Here is a 17,147-nt window from a genome sequence, read left to right on the forward strand (position 1 = left end):
GCTATTAGAACACGTTCCAGTAAAGCCGACGCAACATCGCGTTGCTAGGCTGATGAGAGGACCCAGGCCGCCGCGAGAGGTAACGATGGCAGCACCGAGAACGAATACCAGTACTGGCGCCGCGCGCAGCACCCTCGACGGCGATCAGGGCTCCGCCGCCCAGCGCGACCGGCGCCGCCGCATCCTCGAGGCGACACTGCAGCTGGCGTCCAAGGGCGGCTACGAGGCGGTGCAGATGCGCACCGTCGCGGAACGCGCCGAGGTCGCCCTCGGCACGCTGTACCGCTATTTCCCGTCGAAGATCCACCTGCTGGTGTCGGCGCTGGCGCTGGAGCTGGAGAACATCCAGGAGAAGCTGGAGCGCAAGCCGATCCCCGGCGACACCCCGCACGAGCGCATGCAGTTCGTGCTGGCCCGGGTGACCCGCGCGATGCAGCGCGAGCCGCTGCTGGCCGAGGCCATGACCCGGGCCTTCATGTTCGCCGACCCGTCCGCGAGCGCCGAGGTGAACGCGGTCGCCCGCCTCATGGAAGACATGTTCACGAGAGCCATGCACGACGGCGAGCCGACCGCCGACGACCGGGCCATCGCCCGGGTCATCGGCGACGTGTGGCTGTCCAACCTGGTGGCCTGGGTGACCCGCCGCGCCTCGGCGAACGACGTCGCCAACCACCTCGAGCTGGCCAGCCGGCTCCTGTTGCGTTAGTCGACCAGGGCGACCAGCTTCTCGAGGGACTGCTTGCCCGCGGCGCCGGCCTGCTTCTCCAGCATGCCGGCCATCGGGCCCTTGAGCGCCGGGCCGACGAACTCCATTTCGTAGGTGATGTGCGAGCCTTCGCCGCTCGGCTCGATCAGGAAGACGTTCTTCGACTTGACGCCCATCGGGCCGTCGCCGGACTGCTCGAGCCGGCCCGGCGCCGTCGCCGCCGTGACCCGCCAGGCCATCTCGGCCGGCATGCCCATCAGCTTCACCCGCTGCTTGTAGGTGTCGCCCTCGCCGAGCGTCTCGGGGACGTCGCCGGTGAATCCCTCGTGCATCGTGTTCCATTCCTGGACCCGCGACGGGGTCGCCACGACGTCCCACACCCGCTGCGGATCTGCCTTGGCATCGGCCTCGACGGTCACCTTGGTCATCGCGTCCCTCCTCCGTTAGAGCAACTAGAACAGGTTATAGCAGTGTGACTTGATTCACTAGCTCTGCCCAGCTCCGGACCGGCTCCGGACCAGCGATGCTGGTGCTTGTGGAAGACACCAAGGCCCCGCGGCGGGCGGCCATCACCGAGCTGGGCGACGCGTTGCGGGTGCTGGTCGAGCACGCCACCACCACCGAGGCGTCCACCGACGACCTGCTGCGCGCGGCCGCCGAGATCCGCGAGGTGACCGCCCTGCTCGGCGAGCGGGTCCGCGGCCGCTCCACCCTGCCCAGCGCCGACGACCTGCTCGGCGGCGTCCGCATGTACAACCCGGTCACCGGCGGCGGCAGCGCGCTCGCCCCGCCGCTGCGCATCGAGGTGGTGGCCGGAACGGCGATCGGCCGCTGCACGCTCGGGCTCGCCTTCGAGGGGCCGCCGACGTTCGCGCACGGCGGCGTCAGCGCGATGCTGCTCGACCAGATCCTCGGCCACGCCGTCGTCGCCTCCGGGAACCCGGGAATGACCGTCCGGCTCGACACCAGCTACCGGGCGCCGGTTCCGCTGCTGACCCCGCTGCGGCTCACCGCCGAGGTGCGGGAGGTCGACGGCCGGCGGGTCACCGCGACCGGGTCGATCGCGACCGAGGCCGAGCCGGGCACGGTCCTCGTCACGGCGGTCGGCACCTTCGTCGGCCTGCGCGCCGAGCAGTCCCGGCGCCTGTTCGGGCACGTCGTCGGCTGACCCCTTTCAGCTTCGTTCCAGGCGGATTTCAGTGCGGGCCGGACACTGACGCACGTCAAAGACGGACGAAGTTTCGGGGGGAGCTTTGCGAACACACAGCCTGCGGACAGTCGGATCTGTCCTGGCCGGATTCGCCCTGGTGCTGGCCGGCGTGAGCGCGCCGGCCGCCGCGGCGGACCCGGTCAACTCCTGGCCGCAGTACGGCCAGAACGCCCTGCACACCGGCACGAACCCGGGCGAACACGCCTTCAACACGGGCAACATCGCGAACGTGAAGGTGGTGTCCCGAGCGCACTTCGGGGACAACACCACCAACCACGGCGGGCCGGTCATCTCCGACGGCAAGATGTACGTCACCAACTTCGACGGCGACCTGTCCGTCTTCGCCACCGCCGGGTGCGGCGCCGACCCGTGCGAGCCGCTCTGGCGGGCGCACATCGACGACGGCACCATCGACTCCACCCCGGCGGTCGCCGGCGGCCTGGTGTTCGTGGCGTCCACCAACATCCACCAGCTGTTCGCGTTCCCGGCCGGCGGCTGCGGCGCGGCGCTCTGCAAGCCGGTCTGGACCGGCCGGATGCTCGACGGCGCCACCGGCTCGGTCACCATCGCGGGTGGGATCGCCTACGTCGGCGACTTCACCGGCCACCTGTACGCCTTCCGCGCCGCCGGGTGCGGCAAGGCGACCTGCTCGCCGCTGTGGATCGGCGCCGGGTTGACCAACGAGAGCCTGGGCACGCCCGCGGTCGGCAACGGCTTCGTGTACGTGACCTCGTTCCAGTCGACGCCCGACCTGTTCACCGGGCGGGTGCTCGCCTTCTCGATCGCCGGGTGCGGCGCGTCGACGGCGACCTGCAAGCCGTCGTGGACCGCCGACATCGGCGGACCGGGTCAGGCGGTCGCGGTCGCCGGGAACACCGTCTTCACCGGCTCGTCGACGCTGTTCGGCGACGGCGTGAACACCGAGTTCCACCTGATGGCGTTCGCCGGCGGCGGATGCGGTCACGCGGTCTGCAAGCCGATCCGGACGTACTTCACCGGCGGCTTCGGCGTCGAGGGCGGTCTCGCGATCGCCGGCAACGTGCTGCTGGCCAGCGACAACGACACGATCGACCCGCGGTTCATCGGCGGCGTCTTCGCGTACTCGGTGAACGGCTGCGGCAAGGCGCAGTGCCGGCCGAACTGGATGGGGCTCAGCTTCGCCACCGCGCCGGCCTCGCCGCCGGTCGTGGTCGACGACGTGGTGCTCCTGGGCAAGGGCCCGGCCTCCGGCTTCCCGGTCGACTCAGGCTTCTTCACCTACAACCTGCGCGGCTGCGGCGCCACCGTCTGCGAGCCGATCTCGCTGGTGCAGCTGGGCGAGCAGGAGGGTTACCTCGGCAGTCCGCTCGCGGTGGCCGATCACAAGATCTTCATGGAGTCCAACGACAACTCCGACGGCCACAGCTACGTCTACACGGCCGCCCTGACCTGAGCCGCCCCACCGCTGCTCAGCATCTCGAAAGCAGGCCCGAGCGACGGCCCAGCGCTGTGCTGGTGACAGCGCTGGGCCGCCGCTCGGGCAATGAAGCTCCCACCGGCGCGAGTCAAGCGGGCTTACCGTGCGGTGATCTGAACTGTTCGGTGCTGAGTGGTGGGTGCCGCGGGCACCGCGGCGGTGTTCGTCCCGCCGGTGATGGCCATGCCGCCGGCCGGCACCGACATGCCGAGGTGCAGCGTGCTTCCGGTCGGCGCGGTGGCGACCGCGAGGACCGGGTAGGCGTTGCCGCCGTTGAGCACCGAGGTGGAGATGTAGTCGCCGAACATGCGGCCCTGCGATGTGTTCGGTATCCAGGAGAGGTTCATCGGTCCGGCCAGGGCGGTGGCGCTGCTCCATGAGCTGCCGCCGTTGGTGGAGGAGATGAAGCCGACATCGAGCACGCAGGTCGCCGCGGTGCAGGACGCGGCCGGGTAGTAGTAATAGGTCAGCCCGATGCGCGCGGAGGTGCCGGACGTGGACCGGTCGACGCCGATGCCGGGCACGAAGTGGTCGACGGTGCTGCTGGTGGCGTCGATCGGCACCCGGGTCGGCGCGGCCCAGGTCGTCTCGCTGGTCGACTTGGCGACCACGATGTCGTTGCTCGGGCAGCCACTGCGGAATCGGCAGTCCGACCAGCTGACGTAGACGGTCCCGGCGGCGTCGGCCTCCGCGCTGGGCAGCGTTTCCTCGCGCAGGTTGCCGGCCGGATCGTGATGACTGATGGTGCTGACCTGGACGGTGGAGTTCCAGGACGTGCCGCCGTTGGTGCTGCGGAACGAGCGGATCGTGTCGGACAGCGACAGGTACGGCACGAGGACGTGGCCGTTGGGCAGGACGACCGGCTGCCCGCCGAGGCCGGTGTGGCTGCCGCCCGGTGCGAGTGCCGCACCCCAGGTGGCGCCGCCATTGGTGGAGGTCTTCATCCGGATCGAGTCGCCGGAGCTGGTGATGTCGTACTCCGTGTAGCAGTTGCCGAAGAACGCGCTGGTCGCCGTGTTGTCGCAGACGATCCAGTTCTTGTCGTTCGCGCCGGTGGCCGTGGTCACCGGGTTGGTCCAGGTCAGGCCGCCATTGGTGGACCGGCTGGTGAGCACGTTCACGGTGGAGCCGCTGATGCCGAGGCTGGAGATCAGCCAGACGTTGTGGCGGGCGTCGAAGGCGACCGCGGCGTCGCTGGCCTGCCCGAACGTGCCGCCGCCATTGGTAGTGATGCCCGGCAGGTAGCCGCGGGTCCAGGTCGAGCCGCCGTCGCCGGATCGGGCCCAGCCGATGTTCGAGGCGCCGCCGCCGGAGACTCGGCCAACCTGGAAGGCCGAGACGATGGTGCTGCCGAACGCGTACGTGTCCGGTTCCACCTCGCTCTGGTGCTGCGCCTGCGCGTCGGTGTACGGGTCGGTGCTGACCTGGGTGAGGGCGACGTTGGCCGTGGCGGGTGCGGCGGTCATCAGCAGGACCGCCGCGACGGCCGGAACGGCCACGGCCGTCAACCGGGCGATGCGGGTGTGCGACACGGCGTACGTACGCGGGAAAGAGGGTCGTGGATGCATGGGTGACACCGCCTCTTCGGATTCGCGCCGGCGACAAGGGGTGTTGCCGCCTGTGCTGGGCGCGGCGCGGCCCTCGAAGGAGAACCGCGCCGGCAAAAATGGTGCTATCTGATCGGTACGCCGACGGCGTAGATGTCCTGGTCGTTGGCGACCGAGGCGTTGGCCGCGCCGCCCTGGCACACGGCCGGTGGCGTGCTGGTGGTTCCGGTACCCGGGCACAGGAACAGGTCGACCGGCCGGGTGTCCGACCAGACGGGGTATGCGGTGCGGTTGGTGACCGCGACGGCCGCGTAGTCGCCGTAGAACGTGCCGTTGAACTGCGTCGGCGGCGGCATGCTGGACGACGTGGCGCGGTCGTGCCGGAACGTGGACGCGTTCCGGGACTGCGACACGGTGATGTCCGAGAACCCCGTGTTGTTGTCCGAGCCGTACTGGCGGTCGTAGTAGCTGACCGCCAGAGCGCCGTTGGGCGTGTAGGCGGCGCCTTGGAAGTACTGGTCGCTGCGTGTCTGGCCGTTGGCTGTGGTGACCACCGGCGCGGAGCGGGGCTCGGTGTTCGCGAAGCTGCCCCCGCCGTTGGTCGACACGGACAGCAGGATGTCGTTGTTGCAGGTGGTCTTGACGCCGGTGAACAGGTTGGTCCCGGCCGCCGCGAAGCCGGCCGGCGTGCACCCGGTCGTCTCGTTGGAGTTGCGGTTGATGTACGAGCCGTAGGTCACCGCGATCCGGTTCGGATGGGTGGGATCGACCGCGCCGACCGGGTAGTTGGTCGCCCGGAAGATCGAGTTGGCCGACGGGCCCTTCTCCGGGATGCACGCGCGACCGGGGTCGGCGCCGTTCTGGTAGGTCGCGCAGTCGGGCAGGTCGTTGTAGTAGCCGACCCGGACCGGCGGTGCGAAGGTGGCGCCGCCGTCGGTGGACTTGGAGAGCAGCATCTGGTTGCGGTTCTCCGGCGCGACCACCGCGTTGTTGAAGTTGGCGTACGTCACGTAGAGGGTGCCGTCGGGCGCGGTGAACGGCTGGGAGAACTGGTTCTCGTTGCAGGTGCCCTGCGGCGTCGGCAACCCGAACGTGTTGTCGCACAGCGCGCTGTTCGAGCTGACCAGGACCGGGGCGCTGAAGCTCTCGCCGTAGTCGGCGGAGTAGGCCTCGTAGATGTAGCCGGTGCCGTCGGCGGCGAACGTCGTCCAGGTCACGTAGACCCGATCACGGAATTGGCTGGTCCGGCTGTTGTCGACGGTCAGCAGCTGCTTGTCCAGCAGGAAGTCGCCGGCCCCGGCCACATCGTTGTGCTCGACCACCGGGCGGCCCGGGAAATTGAACGACGCGCCATTGGTGCCGGTGGACCGGAACACGTAGAACGCGCTGGACTGGTCGGGGTTGGCCGAGGCGACGAGCCCACGCATGAACACCTGGCAGGACAGGTACGCGTTGCCACGGCTGTCCCAGGCGACCGAGGTGTCGCCACCGGCCTGCCAGTACTGCCGGGCGCCGCCGAACGCGGTGCCCCGGGTGAAGCCGTTCGGCGTGGTGGAATCGGCCCACGTCCGGCCGGCGTCCTGCGAGTACGACACGCCGCAGGTGCCGTCGCCACGCCGGTAGTCGTTGTAGCTGGAGATCACGTTGTTCGAGTTGTTCGGGTCGACGGCCACCCAGGTCTCGTTCTGCGCCTGCGCCCGGCCCTGCAGGTCGGGATCGACGATGTTCAGGCAGTTCTGGTTGACCTTGACGTTGTTGCCGAAGCGGTCGGTGCAGGTCGCGGTGGTGGACTTGAACTGGCCGCCCGGCGCCGCCTGACGCGCGGCCGCCTGGACGCCGCCCAGCTCGGAGGTCAGGAGTCCGGAGGCGAGCCGCTTCTGGATGCTGTTGAGCTGCGCGTAGCCGAATGGCGCCGCGGCCGCGGTGGAGCCGGTCACCACATTCAGCGAGATCGCGACCAGAGAACCGGCCGCCAGGAAAATGATGGTACGTCGCAATCGCGTCATGAAATGAGCCCCCTTGCTCGAAGATCGCGATTTTCCGTCGACATCAAGCGAACGCTAGGCCTCATTGGACATTGATCAAAATCGACCTTTTGGTCAAGGGCGGACAGAATCGTTCGTCAATCTGCCCCTTATTTCGACAAGTTTCTAAGTCGGATCGGAAGCCGGGCGGAACTTGTACGCCCCCGCTGCGTCAAATGGATATGATCGAACGGCGGCATTCACGATCACGGGGCCGGTATGCGACGTACTTTATGATCGTTTTTCTTGTGGGACTTCAGGCGTGCGCCAGTGCCGCGCGGACGACCGAGCCGCCCCGGACCGTCTCCAGCAGGGAGGCCACGGTCATGCCGCACCTTCGACAGGTCGGCCCCGGGAGTCAGAACGGCGAGGTCGTACTCCGCGTCGGTGACCGCCTCCAGGTGACCGCGCCCGACCGGCCCGGCGGCTGGCGGGTGACCGAGTACCCGGCTGACATCCTCCGGCTCGACGGCAGCGCCGCGGCGGCGCCCAGCCACACCTTCGATGCCGCCGCGATTGGCCGAGGCCGAATCTCGCTGGCGCCGGCCGTGCCATCCCCTTCGATGGCCGACGCCTTTACCATGCAGATCATGGTGATGCGCGACAACGTCCAGCCACCACGATCATAAACGCCTATGCGTGGGCGCGCGCTTCGGGCACTTGCCTTTCGATGCTGAGGTTCCGGGCGGAATACGGCTTAGCGCATTTGTGGTGATCAAAGCGACGGCTTTTCCATCCGGCCTTCCCAAGCGCCCGCGACGCGCCGAGACTTGCCATCGACCGATCACCCTGCGTGATTCCCTATCGCACGCGGGTGGATGCCTTCATCGATGAAGGAGATCCATGTTCAGGACACGTTCCTTGGTCGCAGGCGCCGCGTTCGCCATCATCCTGGCTTCACTCGGCGTCCCCTCGAGCGCGTCGGCGGCCCCGGCCGGCCCGCGCCTCGTGCACAAGGTCGGTACCGGCTCGTACAAGGTGACCGGCACCGGCACCGGGCTGCCCGCCTCGCTCGCCACCGAAGTGCGCCAGGACGAGGGGCCGGACGCCGGGTTCGCCGCGACCGCCTCGGCGCCGACCGGCGCGCACCGCAGCCTGGCCCCGTCGCGCCGCGCGCCGAGCACGCTGAAGGACGCGGCGAGCGCGGCCGGCACAGTGCACACCAACCCGCGACTGCTGCACAGCTTCGACGGGATCAACCACCGCGACCAGCGCACCGCCAACAACGGCAACCAGTTCAGCCTGGAACCACCGGACCAGGGCCTGTGCGTCGGCAACGGCCACGTCGTCGAGGCCGTCAACGATGCCTTCCGGGTGTACAACCCGGACGGCAGCGGGCAGACCGGCGTCGTCGACCTCAACACGTTCTTCGGGTACCCACCGACGATCGACCGGACGACCGGCGTCTTCGGACCCGAGCTCACCGATCCGAGCTGCCTGTACGACCCCACGACGCGCCGCTTCTTCCTGGTCGTGCTCACTCTCGAGTCGACCGAGGACGGCGAGCTGACCGGCGACAACCACCTCGACATCGCGGTGACCGCGGACCCGACCGGCACCTGGGACATCTACCGCCTCGACGTGACCGACGACGGCACCAACGGCACCCCGGTGCACCCGCACTGCCCGTGCATCGGCGACTACCCGCACATCGGCGTCGACGCGAACGGGTTCTACCTCACGACCAACGAGTACTCGTTCTTCGGCACCGAGTACAACAGCGCGCAGGTGTACGCGTTCAGCAAGCGGGCGCTCGCTCGCGGCGACGCCGACGTGCTGGTCACCCAGCTCGACACGACCGCGGCCGACCAGGGCCGCAACGGCTTCACCATCTGGCCGGCACAGTCGCCGTCGACCAGGGACTACGAGCAGGGCCAGAACGGCACGGCGTACTTCCTGTCGTCCAACGCGGCCGAGGAGGCCACCGGCACCCAGGACTACGTCTCGACCAGCATCGTGACCTGGTCGCTGACCAACACGAGATCGCTGGACACGAACCGGCCGGACGTGCGACTGCAGGACACCCGGGTCGGCGTGCGCCGGTACTCCCTGCCGCCGCTCTCCAACCAGAAGCCGGGGTCCATCCCGCTGGCCGAGTGCCTCAACGACGACCCGTGTGCCACGTTCCTGCTCGGCGCGCCCGACCCGGCCAAACCCGAGGTCGAGTCGCCGCTGGACAGCAACGACACCCGCATGCAGCAGGTGACCTACACGGGCGGCAAGCTGTACGGCGCGCTGGACACGGCGGTCACCGTCGGCGGCGCCACCAAGGCGGGCATCGGCTGGTACATCGTCCGGCCGGAGCTCTCGCACGGCGCCCTCCGGGCCGGCCTGGTCACGCAGGGCCAGCTCGGCCTCGCCGGGAACAACCTGACGTATCCCGCGATCGGCGTCAACGCCGACGGCCACGGCGTCATGTCGTTCACCCTGGTCGGCGACGGGTACTACCCGTCCGCGGCGTACTCGGCGTTCGACGGGCGCACCGGGGCCGGCGCGATCTACCTGGCCAAGGCCGGCGTCGGGCCGCAGGACGGCTTCAGCGGCTACAAGGCGTTCGGCGACCCGCCGCGGCCACGCTGGGGCGACTACGGCGCCACCGCGGTCGACGGGGCGAACATCTGGATCGCCGCCGAATACATCGCGCAAACCTGCACCCTGGCCGAGTACGAGGCCGCCCCGTTCGGCAGTTGCGGCGGCACCCGCACCGCGCTGGCCAACTGGGCCACCAGGATCAGCCTGATCCGGCCGTGAACCGCTGAGTGCCGGGCCGCCCCGCGAACCGGGGCGGCCCGGACCAGCCGGAACCGGCCATCCGACCGGACCGTCCAACCGGAATGCCATGCGCACCGTCTCGTCCGCTGACCGCGGTCCTCGCCGCGGTCCTCGCCGTGGCGCCGGCCGCTTGCGGGTCCGGCGCGCCGCCGGCGAGCCCGCCCACCCGCACCATCTCGCGGCAGCCGCAACCGGCCGCCTCCACCCCCTCGACGGCCGCTCCCGCGCCGACCTCCTCGGCGCCGTCCAGCACGCCGGCGACGACCGCCCCACCACCCGCCGGCACCGGACTGCGGGGCCGGACCGTCGTCGTGAACTGCCCGGCGGACCGCGCCGACCCGCCCTGCCCCGGCACGCCGGTGCGGGCCCGCGTGGTGGTCCTGAACCAGACCGGCCGGACCACCCTCGCCACGGTCGACTCCGACGCCGACGGCTGGTTCACGGTCGCTCTACCGGCGGGCAGCTACGCGATCCGGGCAACCCCGGTCGGCGCCGGCAACAGCCGACGCCCGACGATCCGCCAGGTCAGGGTCCCCGCCGGGCGCTACACGACGATCACCATCCGGCTCAACACGGGCCCGCGCTAGGCGCACGGCACGAGATGCCGCCATCCGACGCGGCGACCGTTTCCTGACCGTGGATGGCCGGCAACGCCCCTGGCACGAATCTCGGGGTTGAATCGGGGTGATCATGGATGGCCCCGGCCACCCCCGGGTTCCAGGCTGAGGAGCATGACATACCGGTTCAGCGTCGTCATCCCCTGCTTCAACGAGGAGGCCTACATCGCCGAGGCGATCCGGTCCCTTCAGCGGCAGGAGTTCGACGGGGCGTACGAAATAGTGGTGGTCGACAACAACTGCACGGACCAGACCGCCGAGATTGCACGCGGCCTCGGCGCCAGGGTTGTCACCGAGGCCGCGCCGGGCGTGTGCAACGCCCGGCAGGCCGGCACCCGGGCGAGCTCCGGCGAGATCGTCATCTCGGCCGACGCCGACACGACGTACCCGCCGGATTGGCTTGCGAAGATCGACCGCGGTTTCCGCTCTGGGGACGACGTGGTCGCGGTGGTCGGGCCCTGCCGGTACGTGGACGGGCCGGCGTGGGGACCGGTCTTCGCCCGGGCGCTGTTCGGCGGGGTCGGGCTGGTCTACCGGGCGACGGGCCGCACGCTCTACGTCTCGGCCACGAACATCGCGTTCCGCCGGGACCAGTGGGAGGGCTACGACGTCCGGCTCACCCAGGGCGGGGACGAGCTCGACCTGCTCCGCAAGCTGCGGGCCCGGGGCCGGGTCGTCTATGACGGCGGGAACCCGACGCTCACCTCGGGGCGGCGGTTCAGCCGCGGGTTCTTCTACAACGTGTTCGTCTCTCTTTTCCTTTTCTACTTCGCCGCGTACGCGCTGAATCGGATGTTCGGGCGACGCGTCATCGGATCGGCGCCCGCCTACCGGGACAGCACGGTAAGACGGCCCTCACACCGGTTGCGGCTCGCGGCGGCGGGGCTGGTCGCCGGGGTGTCGCTGCTGGCGTTCCAGCAACCCTGGGCGTACCTAGCCGGCAAGGCGGACACCGCGGTGAGCTACATGCACCTGCGCTCGTTCTCGGGTGACGTCCGGTGGTAGTCCTCGGCATCGTCGTGGCGCTGGTGCTGCTCGCGTACGTGTTCTTCATGGCGCCGTTCTCACAGGTCTTCGGGCGCTATCCGTATCGGGGCGGGCGCGACCCGGCCGATCGGGTGGTGGCACTCACCTTCGACGACGGGCCCAACGAGCCGTACACCTCGGAGATTGTCGATTTTCTGGAGAGTCGCGGGATCCGGGGCACGTTCTTCCAGGTGGGGCGGTGTGTGGAGCGGTATCCGCAGACCACCGCCCGGATCGTGGCGGCCGGGCACGTGGTCGGCAATCACTCGCTGACCCATCGGTTCAGCACGTATCTGAGGCCGGGCGCCTTCCGGCGCGAGGTCGACCAGACCCAGGAGCTTCTGCGCGAGCACCTCGGCCGTACGCCGGCGCTGGTGCGCACGCCGTGGCTGTGGCGCCAGCCCCTGCTGCTGCGGATGCTCCGGCGGCGGAACCTGGAGCCGGTCGCCGGAGTCTTCTGCCATCCGCTGGAGGTGTTCCACCGCGACGGCGCCGCGATGGCCCGCCGGGCGCTCAAGCAGACGCGGCCCGGCAGCATCCTGATCTTCCACGACGGCTTCGACGGCCGCGTCGGCGATCGCGCGCAGACCGTGAAGGCCGTCGAGCTCACCGTCGACGGCCTCCTCGAACGGGGCTACCGCTTCGTCACCGTCGACGAACTGCTCGGCGTCCCGGCGTACCGGTAAATGCTCTTCTTGTCCTGGCCGCTCGCGGCCTGATAGGCCTTCAGACCTTGCTGCTCCTCGCCGTTCCAGTAGTAAAGCTCCTGGCCGGCGGGGACGGGGCCGCCGTAGACGTTGTGGTTGAGCACGACGCGGGCGTTCTTGTCGGGGCTGCCGGCCGGCTCGTCGCGGTAGAGCAGGACGGGCTGGTCGTTCGTCGCGATGACCGTGTTGTGGGTGATCGTCGTGTCGTGGACGTAGTACTGCAGCAGCATCTCCGGCGACCCGTCATCCAGAGTGTTGTTGCCCCGCAGCACGTTTCCCGTGACCGTGATGTCGAACGCCTCGCCACGATCCTGGTCATAACCACCAATGGCCAGACCGGTATACCGACTGTTGGTCACCGTGTTATTCGTGACCGTGACGGCATTGGTCCGCCCTTCGCGCCATTCCGAGGCGACCTCGATGCCGATGTCGGAGGCGTCCACCACGTTCCCGGTGATGGTGATCTCGCCGCCGCCGTCGACGTAGATACCGTCGGCGCAGTTGCACCAGGAGCCGTCCTCCCAGTACGCCGGGTTGCCCTCGCTGATGATGCGGGAGACCCGGTTGCCCGCGATGAGGCCGTGGCGCGCCCGGTTGACGTCGGTGAACCGGGCCGGCCCGGAGATGGTGCCCTCGAACCCGATCGCGTCGATGCCGATGTTGTTGTTGTCGTGGATGACGTTGCGGGTCACCGACCAGCCGTCGACGTTGCCGTTGAGCACCAGAGTCTCGCTCGCACCGAGCACCAGATGGTCGAGCTCGTTGCCGTCGATGCGGACGTCCGAGATCGGCGTCGTGGCGCTGGTGCCGTAGACGGCGATGCCGTGCGCGTTCATGTCGAAGCTGCCCAGCGTGCCGTTGTCGTTGCCGAGGTGATGGATGTGGTTGCCGGTGAGCCGGATGCCGTGGCCGGAGCCGGTCACGTAGATGCCGATCGGCACGCCGTCGAGCGAGCGCGTGCGGTAGCCGGTCACCGTGAGCCCGTCGACAGTGATGTCCGAGCTGTCGCGGATCTCGACCATGCCGCTCCGGTCGTCGGGCACGGTGAGGCCCTTGCCGTCGAGCACGGCGCCGGCCGCCGCCAGCACCGCGACATGGGCGCGTTCCTTGATGACAATTCGCTGCCGGGCGTACGTCCCGCCGGCGAGGTGCACGGTCCCGCCGTCGCGACCGAGACGGTCCACGGCGAGCTGGGGCGTGCGGAGGGGATGCCGTGCCGTGCCGGCCGCGGAGTCGGATCCCTTCGGTGACACATAGAGCGTCGTCCCGCCGTGCGCCTGGGCCGCGGAGGCCGGGAGCCCGAGGACGACGGTTGCGGCGGTGACCATGACTGCCGTCGCGCGTCTGGTGGTCCACATGGGCCGTACTATCGCGCAACGCTCTCACCAGCGCAAACGTTCAATTCGGAGTGCGCGTTTCGGCTCCGGCCGGGGGGCTGTGGGAGCGCGCCCGCGTGTTGTAGCGTTCATGAGCCGGGCGAAGGGGGGCGCTGACGTGAGTGATCGCCTCACGGCCGCCGCCGCCCTCGGCGGTCTGCGCCAGCGCGCCTGGTCGCTGCTGATCGTGCTGGCGTTCCTGGTGCCGGCCGCGGCCGGGGCGGCGGCGCCGATGTTCGCCGAGGCCTCCGACAACGCGACCTTCCAGCTGCGCCGCGGACAGATCCCGGCGACCGCGCGGCAGGACGACGCCGCGGTGGTGCGGCTCTCGGCGGCGGTCGGCTCGAAGAGCGCCGACCAGCAGGCCGTCGTCGACGACGTGCGGACGATCCCGAACCTCACCGAGCCCGACCTGACCGGCGGCTCGATCGGCCTGGAGCTGGCGGCGCCGCGGTTCTGGGAGCTCACCGTCGCCGACGGCGCCCGGACGGACCGGGGTCGCTTCTTCGCCGTCGGCGATCCGGCCGCCGAACTGGTGCCCGTCGGCCCGCCTTCCGGTCGGGCCGGGCTGTGGATCCCGCGGCCGATGGCCGCGAACCTCGGCGCGAAGCCCGGCGATCCGATCACGCTCACCGTCGTCATCGGCACGCAGGGCGAGCGGTATCGGACCACGAGTGCGGTGGCCGGCATCTACGAGGTCGACGAGGGCGGCCGGCTGCCCGCCGACGTGCCGGGCAGCCATCGCTGGGTGCTGCGGCACGGCGATACGCCCGGCGACACCGAGTACCAGACGCTTCCGGCGTACCTCCTGGTCGGGGATGTCGCGACGGTGGAGCCGCTGGCCCGGGCCGTGCACGACCAGATCTTCTGGTCGGTGGAGGCGGCGCTGGCGCCGGGCACGACGATGGCCGAGGCGGCCCGGACCGCCGCCGCCGTGGAGGAGCTGCGGCGCGAGTACGCGACCCGGACACCGCCCGAGGGTGAGCGGGACAGCCCGCTGGCGTTCCGCTTCGCCAGCGGCATCGGGCGCATCGTCGCCGCCGCGCGGACGACGACCGACACCGTGCGCCATCGCACCCGGCCGGTGGAGTGGGCGGCGATCGCGGTGGGGCTCGCCTCGGTGCTGGCCGTTGCCCTGTTGTCGGCGCGGCGCCGCGACCGGGAGCTCTCGCACGCGGTGGCCGCCGGCATGTCCTCGGCGCGGATCGGCGGGCTGTGGCTGCTCGAGCACGTGCTGCCGGCCGCGCTCGGCGCGGCGCTGGGCTGGCTGGTCGCGTGGCAGCTGGTGGACCGGCTGGGTCCGCCCGGCGCCATCGAGGATTCCCTTCTTCCGGCGGCCCGGGCCGCCGGTCTGGCCGCGCTGGGCGGTCTGCTCACCGTGGGTGCGGTGGGCGCGGCCGCGGCATTTCGGCGCGTACGGCCCGTACCGCCGGCAACCGCAAGACGGCAGCTCCCGTGGGCCGCGATGCTGGTGGTCGCCGCCCTCGTCGCGGCGGGCGGGCTGGCCGGCGCCGGTGGACCCTCGGGCGGGGTCGACCTGCTCGTGCCGTTGCTGGTGCTGGCGGCCATCGGGGTGGTGGCCGGCGGGCTGCCGGGCCGGCTCGCCGGGCGCCGCCGCACGTCGCTGCCGCCCTCGCCGGGGCGCGCCGTCGTCTGGCTGGCCCGGCGGCGGCTGGGCTCCGGCGGCGCCGAGCGACGGCTCGCGGTCGTCGTGGTGACCGCCGGCCTCGGCATGCTCCTGTTCGCACTGTCGGCTGTGGACTCGACGGCCGGCACCGCCGAGGACCGGATCGCCGTGGCGGCGGGCGCCGAGGCCGTGGCGCCGCTTGAGGGCTCGTACGTGCTGGACCCGGGCGCGGTGTCGCCGCCGCGCCTCGGGCCGCACGAGTTGCCGCCGACCGGGCCGGTCCCCGGGGTCCGGGTGCCGCCGCTGCCGGCCGGCGACACGGTGGTCTGGCACACCGACGTGCTCAGTCCCGTCGATGCCGAGCAGAAGGACCTGCTGATCATCGACCCGGCCCGGTTCGCCGGGGTCGCGCTGTGGGGGCAGGGCGCCGACCTGGCCGCGGCCCGGGACGCGGTGGCCAAGCTCGCCGCCGATCCGGGGACGTCCGAGGGTTCCGTACGCGTCATCGCCGTTGCCGATCCTGCCTCCGCGAGCCTCGACGCGTTCCCGATGAAGGTCGGCTTCGACACCCAGAACTTCACGGTGGTCGCCCGCGCGGAGGCGTTCCCCGGCATGCGGGGTCGTCCGATGTACGTGGCCGCCGCCGATCAGGTGCTCGGCAACCTCGGGATCGACGACCCGCGCCTGAAGCCGCTCACCGCGATGCCGCCCGGGGCCCAGGTCGCGCAGGCCACGCTGTGGAGCTCCGGCGGCCCGGCCGCGATCCAGACGGTGGCCGCCGCGCACGGCGTCAAGCCGGAGCGGGTCGATACCGCCGCCCAGTTGCGGTCGGACGCCGCGTACGTGGGGACGGCCCGGGCCCGCGGCTACCAGGTCGCGATCGCCGGCTACCTCGCGCTGCTGGCGGTCCTGACGCTCTGCCTCTACGCCCAGCGCACGGCCGTCCTGCGGCGGCCGGCCGACCTCATGCTGGCCCGGGTCGGGCTCGGCCGCTCGCGGGTGCGCCGGGCGCGGGCGCTCGAGTTCGTGCTGCTCGCGGTGGTCGCGTTCGCCGCCGCGGTGGCCGGGGTGGCCGCGCTCGCCCCGCTCGGCGGGCGGCTGCTCGACGACCAGCCCGGGCTGCGGCCGCGGTTCGCGTTCCAGCTCTCCCCCGCCGCCGTCGCGATCACGGCCGGGGCCGCCGTCGTGGCCATCGTGCTCGCGGTGGCGCTGACCGCGTCCGGCTCGGCCGCCGAGGAGGTGTCCTACCGTGACGACTGACAGCGCGCCGCTGCTGGAGGGGCGCGACCTGCTCCAGCTCTACGCCGCTCCGACCGGGCCCACCCAGGCCCTGCGCGGGGTCGACATCGCCGTGCGCGGTGGCCGGATCAGCGCGGTCACCGGGCCCTCCGGCAGCGGGAAGTCGACGCTTCTCGCCGTACTGGCGATGCGGGAACGCCCCGCCGGGGGTGAGCTGAGGCACCGCGGCCGATTGGTCGCCGGCCTGTCCCGGCGTCAGCTGCAGAGCCTGCGCCGCCGGGAGATCGGATGGGTCGCGCAGCGGCCGACGCACAGCCTGTTCCCGCAGCTGGACGCCCTCGGCCAGATCCTGGAGATGGCCCGCCTGCGCGGCGTGCCCTGCGACGACAATGCCGCCCGCGCGTCGCTCGCCGAGGTGGATCTCGAGGAGGTGGCGCGGGCCAAGCCGGCCGTGCTGTCGGGTGGCGAGCAGCAGCGCCTAGCGGTGGCCGCGGCCGCGGTCGGCGCACCCGCGCTGCTGGTGGCCGACGAGCCGACGGCCGAGCTCGACGACGACTCGGCGGCGCTGGTGCTGCGGTTGCTGCGCGACCGGGCCTCGCAGGGCAGCGCCGTCGTCGTCGCCACCCACGACGCCCGCGCGATCGCCGCGGCCGACACGGTCTACCGGTTCCGGCACGGGGTGCTCTCCGGCTCGCAGGACGCCGGGCGCGACCACACCACAACCATCGACGGGCAGGGCCGGCTGCAACTGCCGCCGGAGGCGTTGCCGCTCTTCCCCGACCGGCGCGTGGTGGTCACGGTCGTGGACGGGCACGTCGAGCTGCGGCGGGCGGAGTAGCG

The 17,147-nt window shown here is 71.1% G+C and carries 14 protein-coding genes; 10 read left to right on the forward strand and 4 right to left on the reverse strand.

Annotated features, from left to right (window positions below; translation table 11 throughout):
* Positions 1 to 85 precede the first annotated feature (85 nt).
* A complete protein-coding gene (gene kstR, locus A3CQ_RS0113595) occupies positions 86 to 706 on the forward strand; it encodes a cholesterol catabolism transcriptional regulator KstR (protein ID WP_020511489.1) in 621 nt (206 codons plus the stop codon).
* Here kstR and A3CQ_RS0113600 read toward each other — a convergent pair.
* Complete coding sequence (locus A3CQ_RS0113600) at positions 703 to 1,134, reverse strand: type II toxin-antitoxin system Rv0910 family toxin (protein ID WP_020511490.1); 432 nt, start codon at positions 1,132 to 1,134, stop codon at positions 703 to 705. The genes kstR and A3CQ_RS0113600 overlap by 4 nt on opposite strands.
* A gap of 95 nt (positions 1,135 to 1,229) precedes the next feature.
* Between A3CQ_RS0113600 and A3CQ_RS0113605 the strand changes: the two genes are divergently transcribed.
* Both A3CQ_RS0113605 and A3CQ_RS0113610 read left to right on the forward strand, forming a co-directional pair.
* Positions 1,230 to 1,874, forward strand: a complete 645-nt coding sequence (locus A3CQ_RS0113605) for a PaaI family thioesterase (RefSeq protein ID WP_020511491.1) — start codon at positions 1,230 to 1,232, stop codon at positions 1,872 to 1,874.
* An 85-nt stretch (positions 1,875 to 1,959) separates the two neighbouring features.
* Entirely contained in the window at positions 1,960 to 3,348 is a 1,389-nt protein-coding gene (locus A3CQ_RS0113610; RefSeq protein ID WP_157295817.1) for an outer membrane protein assembly factor BamB family protein, read from the forward strand.
* A gap of 122 nt (positions 3,349 to 3,470) precedes the next feature.
* Here A3CQ_RS0113610 and A3CQ_RS0113615 read toward each other — a convergent pair whose 3' ends face one another.
* The gene (locus A3CQ_RS0113615; RefSeq protein ID WP_051115238.1) at positions 3,471 to 4,940 is read right to left on the reverse strand and encodes a sialidase family protein; all 1,470 of its coding nucleotides are present in this window, start codon (positions 4,938 to 4,940) and stop codon (positions 3,471 to 3,473) included.
* A gap of 104 nt (positions 4,941 to 5,044) precedes the next feature.
* On the reverse strand, positions 5,045 to 6,925 hold the full coding sequence (locus tag A3CQ_RS0113620; RefSeq protein WP_026205671.1) for a sialidase/neuraminidase family protein: 1,881 nt from the start codon (positions 6,923 to 6,925) through the stop codon (positions 5,045 to 5,047).
* Positions 6,926 to 7,344: 419 nt separating this feature from the next.
* On the opposite strand from A3CQ_RS0113620, the gene A3CQ_RS60730 reads away from it, so the two are divergent.
* From A3CQ_RS60730 to A3CQ_RS0113645, 5 genes are all read left to right on the forward strand, one after another.
* On the forward strand, positions 7,345 to 7,572 hold the full coding sequence (locus A3CQ_RS60730; RefSeq protein WP_157295818.1) for a hypothetical protein: 228 nt from the start codon (positions 7,345 to 7,347) through the stop codon (positions 7,570 to 7,572).
* A 214-nt stretch (positions 7,573 to 7,786) separates the two neighbouring features.
* The gene (locus A3CQ_RS0113630; RefSeq protein ID WP_026205672.1) at positions 7,787 to 9,694 is read left to right on the forward strand and encodes a hypothetical protein; all 1,908 of its coding nucleotides are present in this window, start codon (positions 7,787 to 7,789) and stop codon (positions 9,692 to 9,694) included.
* An 83-nt stretch (positions 9,695 to 9,777) separates the two neighbouring features.
* Entirely contained in the window at positions 9,778 to 10,302 is a 525-nt protein-coding gene (locus tag A3CQ_RS57320; RefSeq protein WP_020511497.1) for a carboxypeptidase-like regulatory domain-containing protein, read from the forward strand.
* A gap of 144 nt (positions 10,303 to 10,446) precedes the next feature.
* Positions 10,447 to 11,337, forward strand: a complete 891-nt coding sequence (locus tag A3CQ_RS57325; RefSeq protein ID WP_020511498.1) for a glycosyltransferase family 2 protein — start codon at positions 10,447 to 10,449, stop codon at positions 11,335 to 11,337.
* Entirely contained in the window at positions 11,331 to 12,044 is a 714-nt protein-coding gene (locus tag A3CQ_RS0113645) for a polysaccharide deacetylase family protein (RefSeq protein WP_020511499.1), read from the forward strand. The genes A3CQ_RS57325 and A3CQ_RS0113645 overlap by 7 nt, the downstream gene beginning before the upstream one ends.
* On the opposite strand, the gene A3CQ_RS52690 is transcribed toward A3CQ_RS0113645, so the two are convergent.
* Positions 11,993 to 13,423 (reverse strand): right-handed parallel beta-helix repeat-containing protein, encoded by a 1,431-nt coding sequence (locus tag A3CQ_RS52690; RefSeq protein WP_084699050.1) that lies wholly within the window; start codon positions 13,421 to 13,423, stop codon positions 11,993 to 11,995. The two genes, A3CQ_RS0113645 and A3CQ_RS52690, sit on opposite strands and share 52 nt — an antisense overlap.
* A 136-nt stretch (positions 13,424 to 13,559) precedes the next feature.
* On the opposite strand from A3CQ_RS52690, the gene A3CQ_RS0113655 reads away from it, so the two are divergent.
* On the forward strand, positions 13,560 to 16,328 hold the full coding sequence (locus tag A3CQ_RS0113655) for an FtsX-like permease family protein (RefSeq protein WP_020511501.1): 2,769 nt from the start codon (positions 13,560 to 13,562) through the stop codon (positions 16,326 to 16,328).
* On the forward strand, positions 16,318 to 17,145 hold the full coding sequence (locus A3CQ_RS52695; protein WP_020511502.1) for an ATP-binding cassette domain-containing protein: 828 nt from the start codon (positions 16,318 to 16,320) through the stop codon (positions 17,143 to 17,145). The genes A3CQ_RS0113655 and A3CQ_RS52695 overlap by 11 nt, the downstream gene beginning before the upstream one ends.
* Positions 17,146 to 17,147: the final 2 nt, after the last annotated feature.

This window comes from Paractinoplanes globisporus DSM 43857 (assembly GCF_000379645.1).
Lineage (GTDB): Bacteria > Actinomycetota > Actinomycetes > Mycobacteriales > Micromonosporaceae > Actinoplanes > Actinoplanes globisporus.